Annotated in this window: 20 protein-coding genes; 9 read left to right on the plus strand and 11 right to left on the minus strand. The window is 41.5% G+C overall.

Translation table 11 applies throughout. The features are described 5' to 3' along the window. Both L4F93_RS06015 and L4F93_RS06020 read left to right on the plus strand, forming a co-directional pair. Entirely contained in the window at window positions 1–1,170 is a 1,170-nt protein-coding gene (locus L4F93_RS06015) for an EmrA/EmrK family multidrug efflux transporter periplasmic adaptor subunit (RefSeq protein ID WP_250351566.1), read from the plus strand. Between the two features lies 1 nt (window position 1,171). Beyond that, complete coding sequence (locus tag L4F93_RS06020) at window positions 1,172–2,686, plus strand: DHA2 family efflux MFS transporter permease subunit (protein WP_250351567.1); 1,515 nt, start codon at window positions 1,172–1,174, stop codon at window positions 2,684–2,686. Window positions 2,687–2,759: 73 nt separating this feature from the next. Here L4F93_RS06020 and crp read toward each other — a convergent pair whose 3' ends face one another. The 5 genes from crp to coaBC all read right to left on the minus strand — a co-directional run bounded on the left by crp (window position 2,760) and on the right by coaBC (window position 6,039). Continuing rightward, a complete protein-coding gene (gene crp / locus L4F93_RS06025; RefSeq protein WP_250351641.1) occupies window positions 2,760–3,371 on the minus strand; it encodes a cAMP-activated global transcriptional regulator CRP in 612 nt (203 codons plus the stop codon). Window positions 3,372–3,417: 46 nt separating this feature from the next. Then, on the minus strand, window positions 3,418–3,639 hold the full coding sequence (locus tag L4F93_RS06030; RefSeq protein WP_250351642.1) for a YheU family protein: 222 nt from the start codon (window positions 3,637–3,639) through the stop codon (window positions 3,418–3,420). A gap of 21 nt (window positions 3,640–3,660) precedes the next feature. After that, on the minus strand, window positions 3,661–4,260 hold the full coding sequence (gene slmA / locus L4F93_RS06035; RefSeq protein ID WP_250351643.1) for a nucleoid occlusion factor SlmA: 600 nt from the start codon (window positions 4,258–4,260) through the stop codon (window positions 3,661–3,663). A gap of 91 nt (window positions 4,261–4,351) precedes the next feature. Continuing rightward, window positions 4,352–4,807 carry a dUTP diphosphatase gene (gene dut / locus L4F93_RS06040; protein WP_250351568.1) on the minus strand — a complete coding sequence of 152 codons (456 nt, stop codon included), beginning with the start codon at window positions 4,805–4,807 and terminating at the stop codon, window positions 4,352–4,354. Between the two features lie 8 nt (window positions 4,808–4,815). Then, window positions 4,816–6,039, minus strand: coding sequence for a bifunctional phosphopantothenoylcysteine decarboxylase/phosphopantothenate--cysteine ligase CoaBC (coaBC, locus tag L4F93_RS06045; RefSeq protein ID WP_250351569.1), 1,224 nt, complete (start codon window positions 6,037–6,039; stop codon window positions 4,816–4,818). Window positions 6,040–6,212: 173 nt separating this feature from the next. Between coaBC and radC the strand changes: the two genes are divergently transcribed. From radC to mutM, 4 genes are all read left to right on the plus strand, one after another. Further along, the gene (gene radC, locus L4F93_RS06050; RefSeq protein ID WP_250351570.1) at window positions 6,213–6,869 is read left to right on the plus strand and encodes a RadC family protein; all 657 of its coding nucleotides are present in this window, start codon (window positions 6,213–6,215) and stop codon (window positions 6,867–6,869) included. A gap of 226 nt (window positions 6,870–7,095) precedes the next feature. Further along, on the plus strand, window positions 7,096–7,332 hold the full coding sequence (gene rpmB / locus L4F93_RS06055; protein ID WP_011608297.1) for a 50S ribosomal protein L28: 237 nt from the start codon (window positions 7,096–7,098) through the stop codon (window positions 7,330–7,332). A gap of 11 nt (window positions 7,333–7,343) precedes the next feature. Beyond that, entirely contained in the window at window positions 7,344–7,514 is a 171-nt protein-coding gene (gene rpmG / locus L4F93_RS06060) for a 50S ribosomal protein L33 (RefSeq protein WP_005542835.1), read from the plus strand. 148 nt (window positions 7,515–7,662) lie between these two features. After that, window positions 7,663–8,535: a bifunctional DNA-formamidopyrimidine glycosylase/DNA-(apurinic or apyrimidinic site) lyase gene (gene mutM / locus L4F93_RS06065; RefSeq protein WP_326938202.1), complete on the plus strand. Its 873-nt coding sequence runs from the start codon at window positions 7,663–7,665 to the stop codon at window positions 8,533–8,535. 14 nt (window positions 8,536–8,549) lie between these two features. Here the strand turns inward: mutM and folA are convergent, their stop codons facing one another. From folA to L4F93_RS06080, 3 genes are read right to left on the minus strand one after another with little or no spacing between them, the layout of a single operon-like run. Next, entirely contained in the window at window positions 8,550–9,047 is a 498-nt protein-coding gene (gene folA / locus L4F93_RS06070; RefSeq protein ID WP_250351571.1) for a type 3 dihydrofolate reductase, read from the minus strand. Between the two features lie 32 nt (window positions 9,048–9,079). Next, window positions 9,080–9,544, minus strand: coding sequence for a threonine/serine exporter family protein (locus L4F93_RS06075; RefSeq protein WP_250351572.1), 465 nt, complete (start codon window positions 9,542–9,544; stop codon window positions 9,080–9,082). Continuing rightward, window positions 9,541–10,329: a threonine/serine ThrE exporter family protein gene (locus L4F93_RS06080; RefSeq protein WP_250351573.1), complete on the minus strand. Its 789-nt coding sequence runs from the start codon at window positions 10,327–10,329 to the stop codon at window positions 9,541–9,543. The genes L4F93_RS06075 and L4F93_RS06080 overlap by 4 nt, the downstream gene beginning before the upstream one ends. A gap of 158 nt (window positions 10,330–10,487) precedes the next feature. Here L4F93_RS06080 and proB point away from each other — a divergent pair, with 158 nt between their 5' ends. Next, a complete protein-coding gene (gene proB, locus L4F93_RS06085) occupies window positions 10,488–11,591 on the plus strand; it encodes a glutamate 5-kinase (protein ID WP_250351574.1) in 1,104 nt (367 codons plus the stop codon). Between the two features lie 226 nt (window positions 11,592–11,817). Here proB and galM read toward each other — a convergent pair whose 3' ends face one another. From galM to galT, 3 genes are read right to left on the minus strand one after another with little or no spacing between them, the layout of a single operon-like run. Then, on the minus strand, window positions 11,818–12,846 hold the full coding sequence (gene galM / locus L4F93_RS06090; protein ID WP_250351575.1) for a galactose-1-epimerase: 1,029 nt from the start codon (window positions 12,844–12,846) through the stop codon (window positions 11,818–11,820). Further along, the gene (gene galK / locus L4F93_RS06095; RefSeq protein WP_250351576.1) at window positions 12,840–13,997 is read right to left on the minus strand and encodes a galactokinase; all 1,158 of its coding nucleotides are present in this window, start codon (window positions 13,995–13,997) and stop codon (window positions 12,840–12,842) included. Before galK ends, galM begins: the two co-directional genes overlap by 7 nt. 21 nt (window positions 13,998–14,018) lie before the next feature. Next, window positions 14,019–15,062 carry a galactose-1-phosphate uridylyltransferase gene (gene galT / locus L4F93_RS06100; RefSeq protein WP_250351577.1) on the minus strand — a complete coding sequence of 348 codons (1,044 nt, stop codon included), beginning with the start codon at window positions 15,060–15,062 and terminating at the stop codon, window positions 14,019–14,021. Window positions 15,063–15,282: 220 nt separating this feature from the next. Here galT and L4F93_RS06105 point away from each other — a divergent pair, with 220 nt between their 5' ends. Both L4F93_RS06105 and mglB read left to right on the plus strand, forming a co-directional pair. After that, window positions 15,283–16,284 (plus strand): substrate-binding domain-containing protein, encoded by a 1,002-nt coding sequence (locus L4F93_RS06105; RefSeq protein ID WP_250351578.1) that lies wholly within the window; start codon window positions 15,283–15,285, stop codon window positions 16,282–16,284. Between the two features lie 204 nt (window positions 16,285–16,488). After that, window positions 16,489–17,481 carry a galactose/glucose ABC transporter substrate-binding protein MglB gene (mglB, locus tag L4F93_RS06110; protein WP_250351579.1) on the plus strand — a complete coding sequence of 331 codons (993 nt, stop codon included), beginning with the start codon at window positions 16,489–16,491 and terminating at the stop codon, window positions 17,479–17,481. Window positions 17,482–17,537 lie beyond the last annotated feature (56 nt).

Below are 17,537 nucleotides of genomic sequence, written 5' to 3' on the forward strand. Positions count from 1 at the left end.
ATGACAGAACAAACTGAAAATAAAAAACCGGTATTAAGTAAAAATGCGAAACGTAAAAAAGCACTGGGCTATTTTATTACTATACTACTTCTCATCGCGATAATTACCAGCGTTTATTGGTTTTTCTTTGTAAGAAATTATGAGGAAACAGAAGATGCTTATGTGTCAGGTAACCAAGTGATGATTTCGTCCCAAGTGAACGGCAACGTAAGCAAAATTAACGTAGATAATATGGATTTTGTCCATACGGGTGACGTTCTTCTTGAGCTTGATGATACGGATCTCAAATTGCACTTTCAGCAAGCTCAAGATAATTTAGCCAGTAGTGTGCGTCAAATTGAGCAGTTAGGTTTTACGGTGAAGCAATTGCAATCCATTTTAGATGCAAAAAGCACCGCACTTAATAAAGCAAAAGGCGATTTACAACGCCGTGAGCAGTTAGCTAAAACAGGATCTATTGATAAGGAAACCTTACAACACGCCAAAGACGCGGTGAATATTGCACAAGCGGATCTACAAGCTACACAGAACCAATTAGCAGCGAATCAAGCCTTATTAGGGAATTTGCCGTTACGCGAGCAACCAGCGGTGAAGAATGCCGTGAGTGCCTTAACCCTCGCGTGGTTGAATTTACAACGTAGCAAAATTGTTAGCCCTGTTGATGGCTATGTTGCACGTCGTAATGTGCAAGTGGGACAAAAAGTGGTAGTAGGTAGCCCTTTAATGGCAGTGGTATCCAATCAAACAATGTGGGTTGATGCGAATTTTAAGGAAACCCAACTGCGTAAAATGCGGATTGGTCAGCCGGTAGAATTAGTCTTCGATTTATATGGCGATGACGTAAAATTTGATGGCACCGTGAGTGGGATAGAAATGGGAACAGGCAGTGCTTTTTCGCTTCTTCCTGCTCAAAATGCCACAGGTAACTGGATTAAAGTGGTACAGCGTGTGCCAGTGCGGATTGATTTAGATCCTGACCAAATGAAAAAATATCCATTACGGCTTGGGCTTTCTGCCACCGTGGAAGTGAATGTGGCGGATACGCGCGGTAAGGTGTTGCGCGAACCGCGTGCAAGTGAAGTATTGTATCAAACACAGGCATTAGATTATGACCTAAGTCCTGTAAACACATTAGCAGAACAAATTATTCAAGCTAATGCAGGTGAATAATATGCAAAAACCTGTTCAAGGTGCCGCACTGGCAGTAATGACGATTGCCCTTTCCCTTGCCACCTTTATGCAAGTGTTAGATTCGACCATTGCCAATGTGGCAATCCCGACGATTGCAGGCGATCTGGGGGCATCGTTTAGTCAAGGTACTTGGGTCATTACTTCCTTTGGGGTTGCAAATGCCGTTTCAATTCCCATTACAGGCTGGCTAGCAAAACGTTTTGGCGAAGTGCGCTTGTTTTTAATTGCTACTGGCTTATTTGTGCTTGCTTCTTGGCTATGTGGTATTTCTCATAGTTTAGAAATGTTGATCTTATGCCGTATTTTTCAAGGACTTGCGGCAGGGCCAATTATCCCACTTTCGCAAAGTTTATTACTGAACAACTATCCCCCGCAAAAACGCAGTATGGCATTAGCATTCTGGTCAATGACGGTGGTTGTTGCACCTATTTTTGGTCCAATTTTAGGTGGTTGGATTAGTGATAATCTGCACTGGGGGTGGATTTTCTTTATTAACGTGCCGATTGGATTGTGTGTCATTTTTCTAAGTTGGAAAATTTTAGCTAAGCGAGAAACCAAAACTTATCAGCAGCCTATTGATATGATGGGATTAATTTTGCTTGTCATCGGCGTGGGTTGTTTACAATTAATGCTTGACCAAGGGCGCGAGCAAGATTGGTTTAATTCTACTGAAATTGTCGTGCTTACTGTGATTTCTGCCATTGCATTAATTGCCTTAATTATTTGGGAATTGACTGAGGATAACCCTGTTGTGGATATTTCCTTATTTAAATCACGTAATTTTAGTGTGGGCTGCTTGTGTACTAGCCTTGCATTTTTGATTTATCTTGGTTCAGTCGTCCTAATTCCGCTTTTATTACAACAAGTTTATGGCTATACCGCCACTTGGGCAGGGCTTGCCGCCGCCCCAGTAGGATTATTCCCCATTCTACTTTCGCCTATTATTGGACGTTTTGGCTATAAAATTGATATGCGAATTTTAGTTACGATCAGTTTTATGGTGTATGCCTTAACTTTCCATTGGCGTGCCGTTACTTTTGAGCCTTCAATGACCTTTGCTGATGTAGCATTACCACAACTTATCCAAGGAATTGCTGTGGCTTGCTTTTTTATGCCACTCACCACCATTACCTTATCGGGTTTACCCGCAGAAAAAATGGCATCAGCCTCGAGCTTGTTTAATTTTTTACGAACCCTTGCAGGTTCAATTGGTACTTCGCTGACCACTTTCTTATGGTATAACCGTGAGGCAATACATCACACGCAATTTACAGAAGCGATCAATCCTTATAATCTCAACGCCCAAGCTTATTACAACACAATGGCAGAGCTAGGTTTGAGCGAAACGCAAACCTCAATGTCTCTCGCAAGAACCATCACCGCGCAAGGATTTATTATTGGCGCAAATGAGATTTTCTGGTTGTCTGCGATAATGTTTATGTTGCTTTTTATCGTGGTGTGGTTTGCCAATCCGCCGTTTGGTAATAAGCATTAGTAAAGCAATAGAAAGAGTAAGAGCGGTGGAAAATTCAGCATTTTTACACCGCTCTTTTCTTTGATGGAGATTTTTATCTGGAGTGATAAACCACAATCGTTTTGCCGTGAGCTGAAATAAGATGTTGGTCTTCCAGCATTTTTAAAATTCGCCCAACGGTTTCACGGGAACAGCCGACCATTTGACCAATTTCTTGGCGAGTAATTTTGATCTGCATTCCTTCTGGGTGAGTCATTGCATCTGGCATTTTAGCGAGGTTTAGCAAGGTTTGTGCAATACGCCCTGCCACATCAAGGAAAGCAAGATTGCGAACTTGTCTTGAGGTATTTTGTAAACGACGAGCAAGCTGACCAGATAAATACATTAAAATTTCAGGATTTACTTGGATGAGCTGGCGGAATTTCTTGTAAGAAATTTCTGCCACTTCACACGTCATTTTTGTTTTTACCCAAGCTGAACGTTCTTGACCTTCTTCAAATAATCCCGCTTCGCCAAAGAAATCGCCTTGATTTAGGTAAGTAAGGATCATCTCTTTACCATCTTCATCTTTGACTAAAATAGCCACAGAGCCTTTGATGAGATAATAAAGCGTTTCTGCTTTTTCACCCGCGTGAATAATTGAACTTTTGGTTGGATATTTATGGATATGGCAATGAGATAAAAACCATTCTAAGGTTGGATCCATTGGCGGAGTATGTTGTTCTTGCACGGTGTCCTCCTACATTTATCATCTATGATTTAAGAAATTCCATTTTATCTTTAATATCAATGGATTCGTGTAATTCCGACCAAACAATTACAGCCGTTCCTTGACGTATTTTGGTCAGCAAGTTTTGCGTTTTCTGTTGGAGGGAAAGCTCCTGTTCACCGTAATCTGTCCCTTCACGCAGAATGAAACTTTCTGCAATATTAATGAGTGTTTCTTCTTCTAAATCTTGCCAAGGAATAATCATCATATTACCTAAAAATTGTTATTATGCAAAGTGTACCGCGATAAGTTTCCATTGTTGTTCAAAATTTTGACTAGAATGATGGCGAAAGTTAGAACGAACATAACGCATAAATTGTCCTTCACACAGATTAACAAGATAAGAGGCAATAATCCGTTCATCGAGATGAAACCCTTTTCCTTCACGTAATTTTCGCATTTGTAAAATATTCACAAATTGAAATTCTAAACGATCAAAAAATTGCGCAACGCGTGCTTGTAGGAGCGGATCTTCAAACATCAAGGCGTGTCCGGTAAGAACACGAGTAAGCCCGGGGTTTTTACGTGCAAAATCTAAAATCATTTGCATAATATCTCGCACACGGTTCATCGTGTTTGTTTCATTTTTGATTGAATGGTTGATACGGCTAAATAAATTACTTTCTAAATTATCAATCAAGGCTTCAAACATTTTGGTTTTACTTGGGAAATAGCGATAGAGTGCCGCCTCCGAAACACCGACTTCTTGGGCAAGGCGAGCCGTTGTCATCCGTTCCATTCCACGTTCGGAATGAAGCATATGGGTCAGCACGGTGAGGACTTGTAAACGGCGTTCTTTAACACTACGTTTATCACTTTTCGTTATTTTTTCTGTACGTTGTGTCGTGGTGTGCTTTTCTGTGATGGGCGCTGGCTCAATCCCCGCAATTTCTAATTGTTCTTCTACCATATTCCCTCTATTGCTTACCCGAATGCCCAAATCCGCCTTCACCACGTTCTGTTTGTTCAAAATCATTTACAACGTTAAATTCTGCCTGCACCACAGGAACGAACACAAGTTGTGCAATGCGATCCCCCACTTCCACCTTGAAAGGTTGATCACCACGGTTCCACATTGAAACCATTAAAGGGCCTTGATAATCAGAATCAATGAGACCAACTAAATTACCCAGTACAATACCGTGTTTATGCCCCAGTCCTGAACGAGGTAAAATGACGGCGGCAAGATTAGGATCGGCGATATAAATAGACAGCCCTGTTGGGATGAGCTTCGTTTCACCCGGTTGGATTTCAAAACTTTCTTCCACCAACGCACGCAGATCTAAGCCGGCAGAACCGCTTGTGGCATAAGCTGGCAAGGGAAATTGCGTGCCAATTCGGCTATCTAAAACTTTTACATCAATCTTTTTCATTTTTTTGTTTATTCCTTTCGTTCAAACTGAGCGTAAAATCGTTCCACAATATATTGAGTGAGTTGCCGTGCCAACTCTTTTTTACTGCTGTGTGGTAATTGTTGGTTGCCGTCACGCCAGAAAAGCTGAAGTTGGTTATCATCACCATTAAAGCCTTTTCCATCAGAAACATCATTGGCGCAGATCAGATCCAAATTTTTACGCACTAATTTATCCTGTGCATATTGGGCAACATTTTGCGTTTCTGCGGCAAATCCTACCACAAAAGGACGGTTCTCAGTGAGTGCAGCCACAGCGGCAATAATATCAGGGTTTTTCACCAATTCTAAGGTGAGCATATCATTTCCAGCCGTTTTCTTTATTTTTTGATCGGCGATCTGGGCTACGCGGTAATCTGCTACGGCTGCACAGCCAATGAAAATATCCACTTGTGGTGCAAGTGAAAGGGTAACATCCGCCATTTCTTGAGCAGAAATGACATCAATTCGTTCTACTTGCGCAGGCGTGGACAAATTGACAGGCCCTACAATTAATTTTACTTTTGCGCCTCGTTTGGCAAAGGCTTCGGCAATAGCAAAGCCCATTTTTCCTGAGCTGTGATTGCTAATATAACGCACGGGATCAATGGCTTCACGCGTTGGGCCTGCGGTAATGGCAACCTTTAAGTGGCTGAGATCTTGTTTAGGGAGAAGCATCTCACAAAGTGCGGTGTAAATTTCGGCCGGTTCTGACATTCGCCCGAAGCCCACATCACCACAAGCTTGCTCACCGCTATTTGGCCCGACAGTGGCAATACCACGGGCTTTTAAATTGGTCAAATTTTGTTGTGTGATGGGTTGGCGGAACATTTGCTGATTCATTGCAGGCGCAAGCAAAATTGGCGCTGCGGTTGCAAGGCAAATGGTGGTGAGTAAATCATTTGCCATTCCTGCATTTAAGCGCGCCATAAAATCTGCACTAGCGGGTGCGATAACAATAAGGTCTGCCCATTTTGCCAGTTCAATATGCCCCATCGCTAACTCAGCTTGAGGATCTAATAGTGATTGAGCCACTGCATTGCCTGAAATTGCTTGTAATGTAAGTGGGGTAACAAATTCAGCCGCCGCTGCGGTAAGTACCACGCGTACTTCTGCTTGGCTTTTGCGTAACAAGCGGATAAGTTCAATACTTTTATATGCGGCAATACCTCCCGTAATGCCGATAACGATACGTTTTCCTTGAAGATCTTGCATTAATTAGCGATCCTTAAATTAAAAGTGCGGTTAATTTTACTGTAATTTTCCTTAATACAAAATCCTATTTTTCGATCAGGATCGCAAAAGTGATGGAGAAACCTATCACAATGCGGTTGTTTATGCTAAAAGTAAGTATAAATTGATTTAAGAGAAAAGAGTACATCATTAAAATGACCGCCTTAATGCCACGAGAAAAATTATTAGCATTTGGTGCAGAAGCCCTTGATGACAGCGAATTATTGGCAATTTTTCTACGTACAGGGATCAAGAATTGTTCAGTGATGGAATTATCTCGCTTGGTTCTTGAACATTTTGGATCGTTAAGGCAATTAATCAGTGCGGATCAACACGCTTTTTGCAATGTCAAAGGGTTAGGTATCACGCAATTTATCCAGCTTCAAGCCAGTACAGAGATGACAAAGCGTTATTTGTTACAAGAATTGGAAATGGCACAGGCATTTACCCGTCCTGAACTGGTGCGAATGTATTTGCAAACGGAGCTAGAGCATAAAGAGCGGGAGGTTTTTTTGGTGCTTTTTCTAGATAATCAACATCGTTTAATTAAAAAAGAAGAAATGTTTTTAGGGACAATTAATAGTGCCGTTGTGTATCCTAGAGAAATTGTGAAAACAGCATTATTTTGCAATGCGGCAGCGATTATTTTAGCCCATAATCATCCCTCTGGAATTGCAGAGCCGAGCCATTCTGATCGGTGCATTACTGAAAAGATCCAAAAAGTGGCAGAATTAGTGGAGATTCGGGTATTGGATCATTTTGTGATCGGTAAAGGTTGTTATGTTTCTTTTAGTGAAAAAGGCTGGTTATAGCTGAAGTCTTGCCAGCGCAATGTAACAGAATTGCTGATTTTTTTGTCATTTATTGCGTTAATTAAGTGATTTAGGCTTGAGTATAGCGAATAAAGTGAGTATAATTTGCCACCTTTAATATAGTATGCGGGTCGGTTACAGCGACCTGACGAGGTAGCTTGCAAACTTAGTTTGCAGTAATCCGAACCCTAAGCTCGAGCTTATATTTGATTTATTGGAGATTAATATGTCTAGAGTCTGTCAAGTAACAGGCAAGCGTCCAGCAGTTGGTAACAACCGCTCACACGCAATGAATGCGACACGTCGTCGTTTTCTTCCTAACTTACACACTCACCGTTTCTGGGTTGAGTCTGAAAAACGTTTCGTAACTTTACGCTTAACAGCAAAAGGTATGCGTATTATTGATAAAAAAGGCATTGATGCAGTGTTAGCTGAAATCCGTGCTCGTGGCGAGAAAATCTAAGGAGCTAAAAAATGGCAGCTAAAGGTGCTCGTGAAAAAATCCGTTTAGTTTCAACAGCTGAAACCGGTCATTTCTACACAACAACCAAAAATAAACGTAATATGCCAGAAAAAATGGAGATCAAAAAATTTGATCCTGTTGTGCGTAAACACGTTATTTATAAAGAAGCAAAAATCAAATAATTTGATTTTGATGAATTAGAAAAACCCGACTTGTTCGGGTTTTTTTCTATCTGCGTTTCTTGGATTTTTATTGATTGCCTCTATTTATCTACCTAGTGAATTATAGCGATTTCCATTAGAAACAATATAGCATTCGTAAGGAGGAAAAATGCCTGAATTACCCGAAGTTGAAACGACCAAAAATGGCATTTCACCTTATTTGACAGGGTTTACCATTGAAAAAATTGTCGTGCGTAACCCTAGATTACGCTGGGAAGTGAGTCCGCAATTGAGTGAGTTTAAGCAAGTAAAAGTGAGCCACCTTTCTCGTCGCGCAAAATATTTAATCATTCATACTGAAAAAGGGGCAATCATTGGGCATTTAGGAATGTCAGGCTCTTTGCGTGTTGTGCCACAAGATAGCCCCATTGATAAACACGATCATTTAGATATTGTGATGAATAATGGCAAAGTTTTGCGTTATAACGATCCTCGCCGTTTTGGTGCGTGGCTATATACGGATAATTTGGCGGATTTCCACCTTTTTGCGAAACTTGGCCCTGAACCCCTGTCGGAAGAATTTACCGGGGAATATCTGTTTAAAAAATCTCGCAAAAAACAGACCGCACTTAAAACTTTCTTAATGGACAATGCCGTAGTCGTTGGTGTAGGTAACATTTATGCGAATGAAACCTTATTTTTATGCGGATTACATCCGCTAAAATTAGCCAAAAATTTGACTAAAGCGCAATGTGAATTGTTGGTTCAAACCATTAAACAAGTGCTTGCCAGCGCGATTCAACAAGGTGGCACAACCTTAAAAGATTTTTTACAACCTGATGGTCGCCCAGGGTATTTTGCTCAAGCATTGCGAGTTTATGGCAATAAAGACAAGCCTTGTCCAAAGTGCGGTACAAAAATTGAAAGTTTAGTCATCGGACAACGTAATAGTTTTTTCTGCCCAAAATGTCAGAAAAAAGCGGAAAATAGGAAAAAATGCACTCGTATAAAATCAATTAAACAAACGAAGGAAGGCAAGTAAGCCTTCCTTTTTCATTAGGAACGCGAATGGTTAATCCGTTGTAAAATCAAAAATCGGCAATCATAGGGATTATTTTCATCGGCGGGATGATATTGTTCAAATTCAATTTGCCAGTCAGCCCAATTAATTTGTGGGAAAAATGTATCCCCATCAATTTCTGCTTGAATCTCAGTAAGATAGAGTTTATCTGCGTGGGGAAGGTATTGTTTAAATAACTCGCCACCACCAATCAGCATTATCTCAGGAAACTCGTTCACAAAATCCAGCGCACTTGTAAAATCACTTTTCCAAATGACGCCATCGTACACAAAAGGAGAGCGAGAAAGCACAATATTGGTGCGTTTTGGCAATGGGCGACCGATACTTTCAAAGGTTTTCCGCCCCATAATCACGGGTTTGCCTTGCGTGTTTTGGCGGAACCACGCCAAATCGGCAGGCAAGTGCCACGGCATTTGGTTATTTTTACCAATCACATTATTTTTCGTCATTGCCACAATTAAACTGAGGGTCATTTGCTTTCCTTTTGATTACCTTGCTTTGGCTATTATATTACAGGTTTTTGTCGATAGAACAATAAGCCCGGCAATGCCAAACCAAAAACTAATGCCCCTAGAATAAATCCCGTTTTAATAAAATAATCAATCATTTGTGCAAATAACACATCAGAAAAACCATAATGGTGAATTTGCACAATCGCGATCATCGCTTTATAGGCATAAACGCCGGGAATCATCGGGATAATTGCCGCAACTGTAAATACTTTAGGATGGGCAAGATAGCGATGCGATAAATGCACGCCAATAAAACCAATTAAACTGGCTCCAGCAAAGGTCGCAAATACTAACGGCACATCAAAATGTACCAATAAGGTACGCAAGCCGTGTCCTAATGCGCCTAAAATTGCACAATATTTCAATGCCTTAGGGGGAACATTAAAGACTAAGGCAAAGCCCACCGCAGGAATAGCGGCGAAAAACATATCATCTAATAAATTCAGCAACAAGGTCATTTCAATTCTCCCCAATAGGGAATATTTAACAGTGCAAGGGCAAAGACAATACCTAAGCAAGCACCAAAGGTGAGAATGGTGGCAATGGTCCAACGCCCTAAGCCCATTCCAACGTGGCCTTTGAGAATATCCGCGAGGGAATTAATCAATGGAAAACCCGGCACAAGTAAAAGCACGCTCGAAGCAAGGGCAATTTGCGGATCATTGCCTAATTGATATTTCAACGCCATTCCTGAAATAATTGAGGCGATAAAGGCGGTAATTGAAAAGACAATGATCGGATTATAATGGCGATGAGCAAGGGATTGACGAATAAACATTGCAATTGCAGCAGCAACAAATGTTATCATCGCAATCCTACTATCGCCCCCAGATAAATGGGCAAAACAAGCGCAAGATAACCCAATCATTAGCACCACAAGAGAGCGGTTATATTTAAACGGTTTAATTTGCTCAAGGCGCTTTTTTACTTGGTGCAAATCATAAATACGATGCTCCGCCGTAATCACTACGCGTTGCACTTCCGTAACAATATGCATATTAATGCCTTGATCCACATTCTTGCGTGCAGTGGTAATGCAATGATTATGATATAGCGTGGTAATAATCACCGCATTCGGCGTTAAGGCACATTCAACACTATCCATTCCTAAAGCTCGCCCTAATCTATGCGACATTTGTACCACAACCGCACTTTCTGCACCGTGTTGAAGTAGCATTAATGCCACTTTTATACATAATCGTGTTACTTCACGTTGGCGTTCAATATGATTTTGTTCTGACATTTCAATTGCGCTGGGTTGATTAAAAAATGATGCTATTATACCCTGTTTTGAGTAATAAAAATTGTTTTAAATCATACAAAGTGCGGTGAAAATTTAATGAAATTTTTCGCATTTAATGATAGGGTTTTGCGCATTCAACAGTAACAGGAAACTCCCTTATGGAACAAAAGAAAACCATTGTCGTGAAGTTTGGCACAAGTACCTTAACACAAGGCACGACCAAACTTCATCGCCCACATATGATGGAAATTGTACGACAAATCACCCAACTACACCAAGCAGGCTTTCACATTATCATTGTTACCTCTGGCGCAATGGCGGCAGGACGAGATTATCTCAACCACCCGCAACTTCCGCCTACCATTGCCTCAAAACAATTATTAGCCGCCGTGGGGCAAAGCCAGCTTATTCAAACGTGGGAACAGCTTTTTTCTATTTATGATATTCATATTGGGCAAATTTTGCTTAGTCGTGCCGATATTGAAGATCGCGAGCGTTTTCTCAATGCACGAGACACCCTTAACGCCTTGTTAGATAACGGCATTATTCCCGTGATTAATGAAAATGATGCAGTAGCCACTGCCGAGATTAAAGTTGGTGATAACGATAATTTATCGGCGCTTGTGGCGATTTTGGCACAAGCCGAACAACTTTATTTGCTCACCGATCAGCAAGGCTTATTTGATAGCGATCCAAGAAACAATCCGCAAGCGAAATTGCTTTCAGTGGTGGAAAAAATCACCGATGCGATTCGCCAAATCGCAGGCGGAAGTGGCACAAATCTTGGTACAGGCGGAATGTCCACAAAAGTGATCGCCGCAGATGTTGCCACCCGTTCAGGCGTGGAAACCATTATCGCACCGGGTAATCGCCCAAATGTAATTGTGGATCTGGCTTACGGCGAAAATATCGGCACCAAATTTACCGTGCAAACAGATCGCCTTGAAAGCCGTAAACAATGGCTTTTTGCCGCGCCATCAGCAGGCACGATTATCATTGATGAAGGTGCAACAAGTGCGGTGCTAATTCAGCATAAATCCTTACTTCCAGCAGGCATTGCACAAATCGAAGGGCGTTTTTCTCGTGGCGAAGTGGTGAAAATCCAACAGTCTAACGGCAACGTTATCGCCCTTGGAATTCCTCGCTACAACAGCGATGCGTTAAATTTAATTAAAGGCAAAAAATCACAAGAGATTCCACACATTTTGGGCTATGAATACGGCGCTGTCGCGGTACATCGTGATGATATGGTGGTGTTGTAGAGATATTTTGGAAAAAACTACCGCACTTAGAAAAGAGCGGTAGTGTTATCACGTTTTTTATTCTAAGGCATTTTCCCAAAAGCTATCTTGATGCCAATTCTCAGGCATTCCCATACTAAACAAAGCGGGTTGAGGGTATTTATCTATTAGTCCCTTTAATCGTTTTGCCCAACTGGATCTAAGGTTTACGAATATAGTATTTCAGGAACGGTTAATCTCCCTCTACTTAGTTTTTAATCTTAAATTGATACTCAATCCACTGCCGATAAGGCTGATTTTTCTTGCTTATCCCACCGTATTTTTGCCACTCTGGATGATTAGGGGTATCAGGCAAACATTCTGGCTCAAGGGCGATACCTTGATAATCTTGGTAAGTTCCCCCTAAACGATTTGGCGTGCCAGCCAGATAATTTCCTGTGTAGATTTGTAACGCTGGCTGCGAGGTGGAAACGCTAAGGGAAATTTGGCGATTACTAGAATGCAATATGGCACAAGGCTGTATGCCATTGAGTAAAAAGGCGTGATCGTAGCCTTTAGTAAGTTGTTGTTCTTGCTGTAAAAAATCTTGAGCAATCATTTTTGCTTGGCGAAAATCAAAACTTGTACCTTGCACCGCTTTGAGAGGGGCATTCGGAATACCTTGTTGATCAACCGGTAAGAATTGCTCACTATTAAGTTGCAACCAATGTTGGCGTACATCTGCGCCAGCGCTGGCATCATCTAAATTAAAATACGCGTGGTTGGTTAAATTAAGTGGTGTATCTTGATCACAAATGCCCTCAAATTCAATACGTACTTGATTTTTTTCAGTTAAACGATAAGTCACCTTCACCTGTAAATTACCGACAAAGCCCTGATCGCCATCAGCAGAAAAAAGAGAAAATTGAACAAAATTATCACCGCACTTTTCCACTTGCCAGCGACCTTTGTCAAACCCTTTACCGCCGTGAAGTTGATGTTTGCCTTGATTAGCATCGAGATAAATCGTTTTACCATTTAAGCGAAAGCGACTATTGGCGATGCGATTAGCATAACGCCCCACCGTGCCCCCTAAATAGGCTTGCTGTGTGAGATAATCCTGTATATGGCAACCTAGCAGTACTTCTTGTAATTGATTATTCACGGGGATTTTACAAGAAAGCCACGTCGCCCCCCAATCCATTAATTGAATGCACATTCCTTGTTGATTGGTTAGCGTAAATAGCTTAAAGGGCTTGCCATCTGGCGCAAGCCCGGTGTGCGATTGTCTTAACATACTGAAACCCCTTGTGAGGCGGTGCAAACATAGAAATCTTCTTTTAGCCCTGTTTGTTTTTCATAATTTTCGCTAATAAGTTGGCGTACCGCGGCGACTTTTTCTTGTGGCGCAACCACCACAATACAGCCACCAAAACCGCCCCCTGTCATTCTCGCCCCGCCTGTGTTGCCAACGGCAAGTTGAGCGAGTTCGACTAAGTAATCAATTTGTGGCACGGTAATTTCAAAATCATCACGCATTGACTCGTGGGATTGTGCCATTAATTGCCCCAGTTTACTGAGATCGCCTTGTTTTAAAGCCTCAACAGCAGCAAGCACACGGGCATTTTCAGTAATAACGTGCTTGGCTCGCTTAGCGACGATAGGATCAAGTGCGGTAAGTTTTTCTTCCATTTTATTGAACTGTTCCACTGACACATCTCGCAAGGCTTTTACGCCAAAAAACGTGGCGGCTTTTTCACATTGTGTGCGACGAGTATTGTATTCACCAGCGACTAAATCGTGTTTAACGTGAGAATTAACAATCATCACAGCTACATCATTTGGTACAGGTGTGGGTTGGGTTTCAAGGCTGCGACAATCGATCATCAGTAAATGATCTTTTCGCCCAAGGGCGGAAATCAGTTGATCCATATTGCCACAATTTGCCCCAACGAATTGGTTTTCTGCTTGCTGACCGATCAACGCCAATTGAGTATCGCTAAGCGGAAGCTGGGCAAGCTGTTGGCAAAATTTGCCAATAGCTACTTCCAATGAAGCGGAAGAACTTAGCCCAGCAGAAAGTGGCACATTACCACTAATCACCAAATCAGCCCCTTGCTGGAAATGAGGACATTGTGCTTGAATAAATTTCACCACCCCACGCACATAGCCCGTCCACTTATGTGCAGGATTTGTTTCAATGGGCTTGGCGAGATCAAATTCATCAAACGCATCGAGATCAGCGGCATAAACCCGAAATAAACTATCATCACGCTTTGCGCCACATACTGCCGTGCCATAATTAATGGCACAAGGCATCACAAAACCGTCATTGTAATCCGTATGCTCACCAATAATATTAACGCGCCCGGGAGCATAAACACGGAGATCAAAAGTGCGGTGAAATTTTTCAGAAAATAAGTGTTCTGCACGTTGTTGTGGGGTCATTGACTGTCTCCTTCTTTTGATTTAGCGTAATTTATAATGAATATCGCTTAAAGCCCGTAATCTTTCTGCGGCTTGTTCTGCGGTGAGATCACGTTGGCTTTCTCCGAGCATTTCATAGCCCACCATAAATTTTCGCACCGTAGCAGAACGTAATAATGGGGGATAAAAATGGGCGTGTAGTTGCCAATGTTCATTTTCTTTGCCATTAAATGGCGCAAAATGAAAACCCATTGAATAGGGGAAAGAGGTTTCAAACAGGTTATCATATTTGGTGGTCAGCAATTTCAAGGCAAGTGCCAAATCTTGCTGTTGCTCAGGGCAGAGTTGTGCAAAATTTTTACGATGTTGTTTAGGGAGTAATAAGGTTTCAAATGGCCATACCGCCCAATAAGGCACAAGGGCAACCCAATGTTGGGTTTCCACCACAATACGTTCTTTCAGTGCCAATTCTCGTTGTACATAATCCACCAATAGCACTGAACCGTATTTTTCAAAATAACGCTGTTGAGCCAGATCTTCCTGCGCCACTTCATTGGGAAGAAAACTATTCGCCCAAATTTGCCCGTGTGGGTGTGGATTTGAACAGCCCATTGCCGCCCCTTTGTTTTCAAAAATTTGTACCCAAGGGTAACGCTGACCTAGCTCATTGAGTTGAGCTTGCCATACATCAATTACATCAGCAATTTCTTCTACGCTCAGTAAGGGTAAGGTTTTGCTGTGATCAGGTGAAAAACAAATGACACGACTTTCCCCTTCTGCCGCGGCTGTTTGAAACAATGGATCATCACTAGGTGCGGGCTTAGGTGTTTGTTCTAACAAGGCAGAAAAATCATTTTTAAAGACAAAAGGTTTGTGATAATCAGGATTTTGCTCACCCGTAATACGCTTATTGCGCGGACAAAGATAACAGTTAGGATCATAGCTTGGTTTTTGCGCTTCTTCATTTTTCTCTTGCTGACCTTGCCACGGACGTTTTGCGCGGTGGGGAGAAACCAGTACCCAACGGTCAATCAATGGATTATAGCGGCGGTGTGGATGATCTGCCGCAACAAATTGTTCAGACATAATTATTCTCCCTTATCAAAAAGATGAAAGCGGTTACAAAAAGAAACTGCTATAAAATAGCAGATTGCCAAAAATAAACTATTAACTAGATCACAAATTGAGAAATAAGTCGTCTTTTTTTGTGATGGAGTTTTCATTTTTTAAAGTAAGCGTTTTCAATTAGAAAAAATTCTTTATATGATAAGTGCGGTATAAATTTTTTGCATTTTTAGGGGAGAAGATGATTACAATTCGTGATGTGGCAAAACAAGCGGGGGTTTCCGTCGCAACGGTTTCTCGTGTGCTGAATAATCATTCTTCCGCCAGTGAGAAAGCCCGTCTGGCGGTACAAAAAGCAGTGCAGGAACTGGGTTATCATCCCAACGCGAATGCACAAGCGCTCGCCCTGCAAAACACGGAGACCATCGGCGTGGTGGTAACCGATGTTACCGATCCGTTCTTTGCGATTTTAGTTAAAGCGGTGGATAAAGTGGCAGAACAGCATCAAAAAAGTATTTTGATCGGCATTGGTTATCATAATGCAGAAAAAGAACGCCGTGCTATTGAAACCTTGCTACGCAAGCGTTGTAGTTGCTTAGTGGTGCACGCCAAAGCCTTGAGTGATGAAGAATTAAGCCAATATTTAAGTCGCATTGCGGGAATGGTGGTGATTAATCGCGTGGTGAAAGGCTATGAAAATCGTTGTGTGAGCCTTGATAACACCAAAGGCACATTTATTGCCACAGAAAGTTTAATTCGCCTTGGGCATAAAAATATTGGCTATATTGGTTCAAATCATCAAATCAGTGATGAAGCGGAACGTATTCAGGGCTATTTAAATGCCCTTGAGCAACATCATTTACCTGCCGTTACTCATCGTATTGCACATAGCTCGCCTGATTTTGAAGGGGGCGAGCAGGCGATGATCCATTTATTGAGTTACAATTCTGATTTAACCGCCGTCGTCGCCTATAACGATACAATGGCAGCAGGAGCAATTTCCGTATTAAATGAAAACAATATCAACGTGCCGAAACAATTTTCCATTATCGGGTTTGATGATATGCCCATTGCCCGCTATTTGATCCCTAAACTTACTACCATTCGCTATCCGATTGATTTAATGGCAACTTATGCGGCTAACTTAGCGTTAAGCTTGGTGGATAACCGCATTAATACACCGATTCATACGCAATTTAATCCAACCCTAGTCAGACGATTTTCCACAGAACCTTGTGATTAATTTATGATCACCGTCACATTTTTAAACATTTTTTTGTAATCGTTTCCATTAATGTGAGAGGGATCACAGTCTTAACAATTATTTTTCGTTATGCTCTGTTCTGTTATTGAATTTATTTCATAACAAATCCTTGTGCTGTATGAAATAAATTTAGCAGTATGCACAACCTCTTTGCGATTGTTTAATCCATTTAAGGAGCTATCTATGAAAAAAATACTATTAAAAACCACCGCACTTGCTGTGGGCTTAGGTCTTGCTGCGACAACAGCACAAGCGGTGAACCGAATTGGTGTAACGATTTACAAATATGACGATAATTTTATGTCTTTAATGCGTCAAGAAATTGATAAAGAAGCAAAAACACTTAAAGACGTTGAATTATTAATGAACGATTCACAAAATGCCCAATCCGTGCAAAATGACCAAGTAGATGTGTTGATCTCTAAAGGGGTGAAAGCTCTTGCCATTAACCTTGTCGATCCCGCGGCTGCGCCAACCATTATTGGCAAAGCAAAAGCGGAGGATATTCCGGTGGTGTTCTTCAATAAAGATCCGGGCGCAAAAGCCATCGGAAGTTATGAACAGGCTTATTATGTGGGGACAGATCCAAAAGAATCAGGCGTCATTCAAGGGCAACTTATCACCAAGCACTGGAAAGCTAATCCAGCTTTTGACTTAAATAAAGACGGTAAAATTCAATATGTACTGTTAAAAGGTGAACCCGGTCACCCAGATGCAGAAGCACGAACCAAATATGTGATTGAAGAATTAAATAAAAATGGCATTGAAACCGAACAGCTCTTTATTGACACAGGAATGTGGGACGCAGCATTAGCGAAAGACAAAATGGATGCGTGGTTATCCAGCTCTAAAGCGAATGATATTGAAGTGATTATTTCTAATAATGACGGTATGGCAATGGGTGCATTGGAAGCCACCAAAGCACACGGTAAAAAATTACCGATCTTCGGTGTGGATGCCCTGCCTGAAGTGTTGCAACTGATCAAAAAAGGGGAAATGGCAGGCACCGTGTTAAATGATGGCGTAAACCAAGGTAAAGCTGTGGTGCAATTAGCCAATAACTTAGCTAACGAAAAACCCGCGACAGAAGGCACACAATGGAAATTAGAAAGTAAGGTTGTGCGTATTCCTTATGTGGGTGTCGATGCAGATAATCTAAATGAATTTCTAAAATAATATGCATTATATATAAGGGGAGAATGGCTCCCCTTTTCTATGAGGTTGGCTATGAA

Source organism: Avibacterium sp. 20-132 (genome assembly GCF_023611925.1).
Lineage (GTDB): Bacteria > Pseudomonadota > Gammaproteobacteria > Enterobacterales > Pasteurellaceae > Avibacterium.

Coding starts and splice junctions, on each gene's coding strand:
- radC (WP_250351570.1), top strand. CDS start 6,213: ATGACCGCCTTAATGCCACGAGAAAAATTATTAGCATTTGGTGCAGAA.
- rpmB (WP_011608297.1), top strand. CDS start 7,096: ATGTCTAGAGTCTGTCAAGTAACAGGCAAGCGTCCAGCAGTTGGTAAC.
- L4F93_RS06015 (WP_250351566.1), top strand. CDS start 1: ATGACAGAACAAACTGAAAATAAAAAACCGGTATTAAGTAAAAATGCG.
- dut (WP_250351568.1), bottom strand. CDS start 4,807: ATGAAAAAGATTGATGTAAAAGTTTTAGATAGCCGAATTGGCACGCAA.
- rpmG (WP_005542835.1), top strand. CDS start 7,344: ATGGCAGCTAAAGGTGCTCGTGAAAAAATCCGTTTAGTTTCAACAGCT.
- L4F93_RS06030 (WP_250351642.1), bottom strand. CDS start 3,639: ATGATTATTCCTTGGCAAGATTTAGAAGAAGAAACACTCATTAATATT.
- mutM (WP_326938202.1), top strand. CDS start 7,663: ATGCCTGAATTACCCGAAGTTGAAACGACCAAAAATGGCATTTCACCT.
- mglB (WP_250351579.1), top strand. CDS start 16,489: ATGAAAAAAATACTATTAAAAACCACCGCACTTGCTGTGGGCTTAGGT.
- L4F93_RS06075 (WP_250351572.1), bottom strand. CDS start 9,544: ATGACCTTGTTGCTGAATTTATTAGATGATATGTTTTTCGCCGCTATT.
- proB (WP_250351574.1), top strand. CDS start 10,488: ATGGAACAAAAGAAAACCATTGTCGTGAAGTTTGGCACAAGTACCTTA.
- galK (WP_250351576.1), bottom strand. CDS start 13,997: ATGACCCCACAACAACGTGCAGAACACTTATTTTCTGAAAAATTTCAC.
- L4F93_RS06080 (WP_250351573.1), bottom strand. CDS start 10,329: ATGTCAGAACAAAATCATATTGAACGCCAACGTGAAGTAACACGATTA.
- L4F93_RS06020 (WP_250351567.1), top strand. CDS start 1,172: ATGCAAAAACCTGTTCAAGGTGCCGCACTGGCAGTAATGACGATTGCC.
- galM (WP_250351575.1), bottom strand. CDS start 12,846: ATGTTAAGACAATCGCACACCGGGCTTGCGCCAGATGGCAAGCCCTTT.
- folA (WP_250351571.1), bottom strand. CDS start 9,047: ATGACCCTCAGTTTAATTGTGGCAATGACGAAAAATAATGTGATTGGT.
- galT (WP_250351577.1), bottom strand. CDS start 15,062: ATGTCTGAACAATTTGTTGCGGCAGATCATCCACACCGCCGCTATAAT.
- L4F93_RS06105 (WP_250351578.1), top strand. CDS start 15,283: ATGATTACAATTCGTGATGTGGCAAAACAAGCGGGGGTTTCCGTCGCA.
- crp (WP_250351641.1), bottom strand. CDS start 3,371: ATGGATCCAACCTTAGAATGGTTTTTATCTCATTGCCATATCCATAAA.
- coaBC (WP_250351569.1), bottom strand. CDS start 6,039: ATGCAAGATCTTCAAGGAAAACGTATCGTTATCGGCATTACGGGAGGT.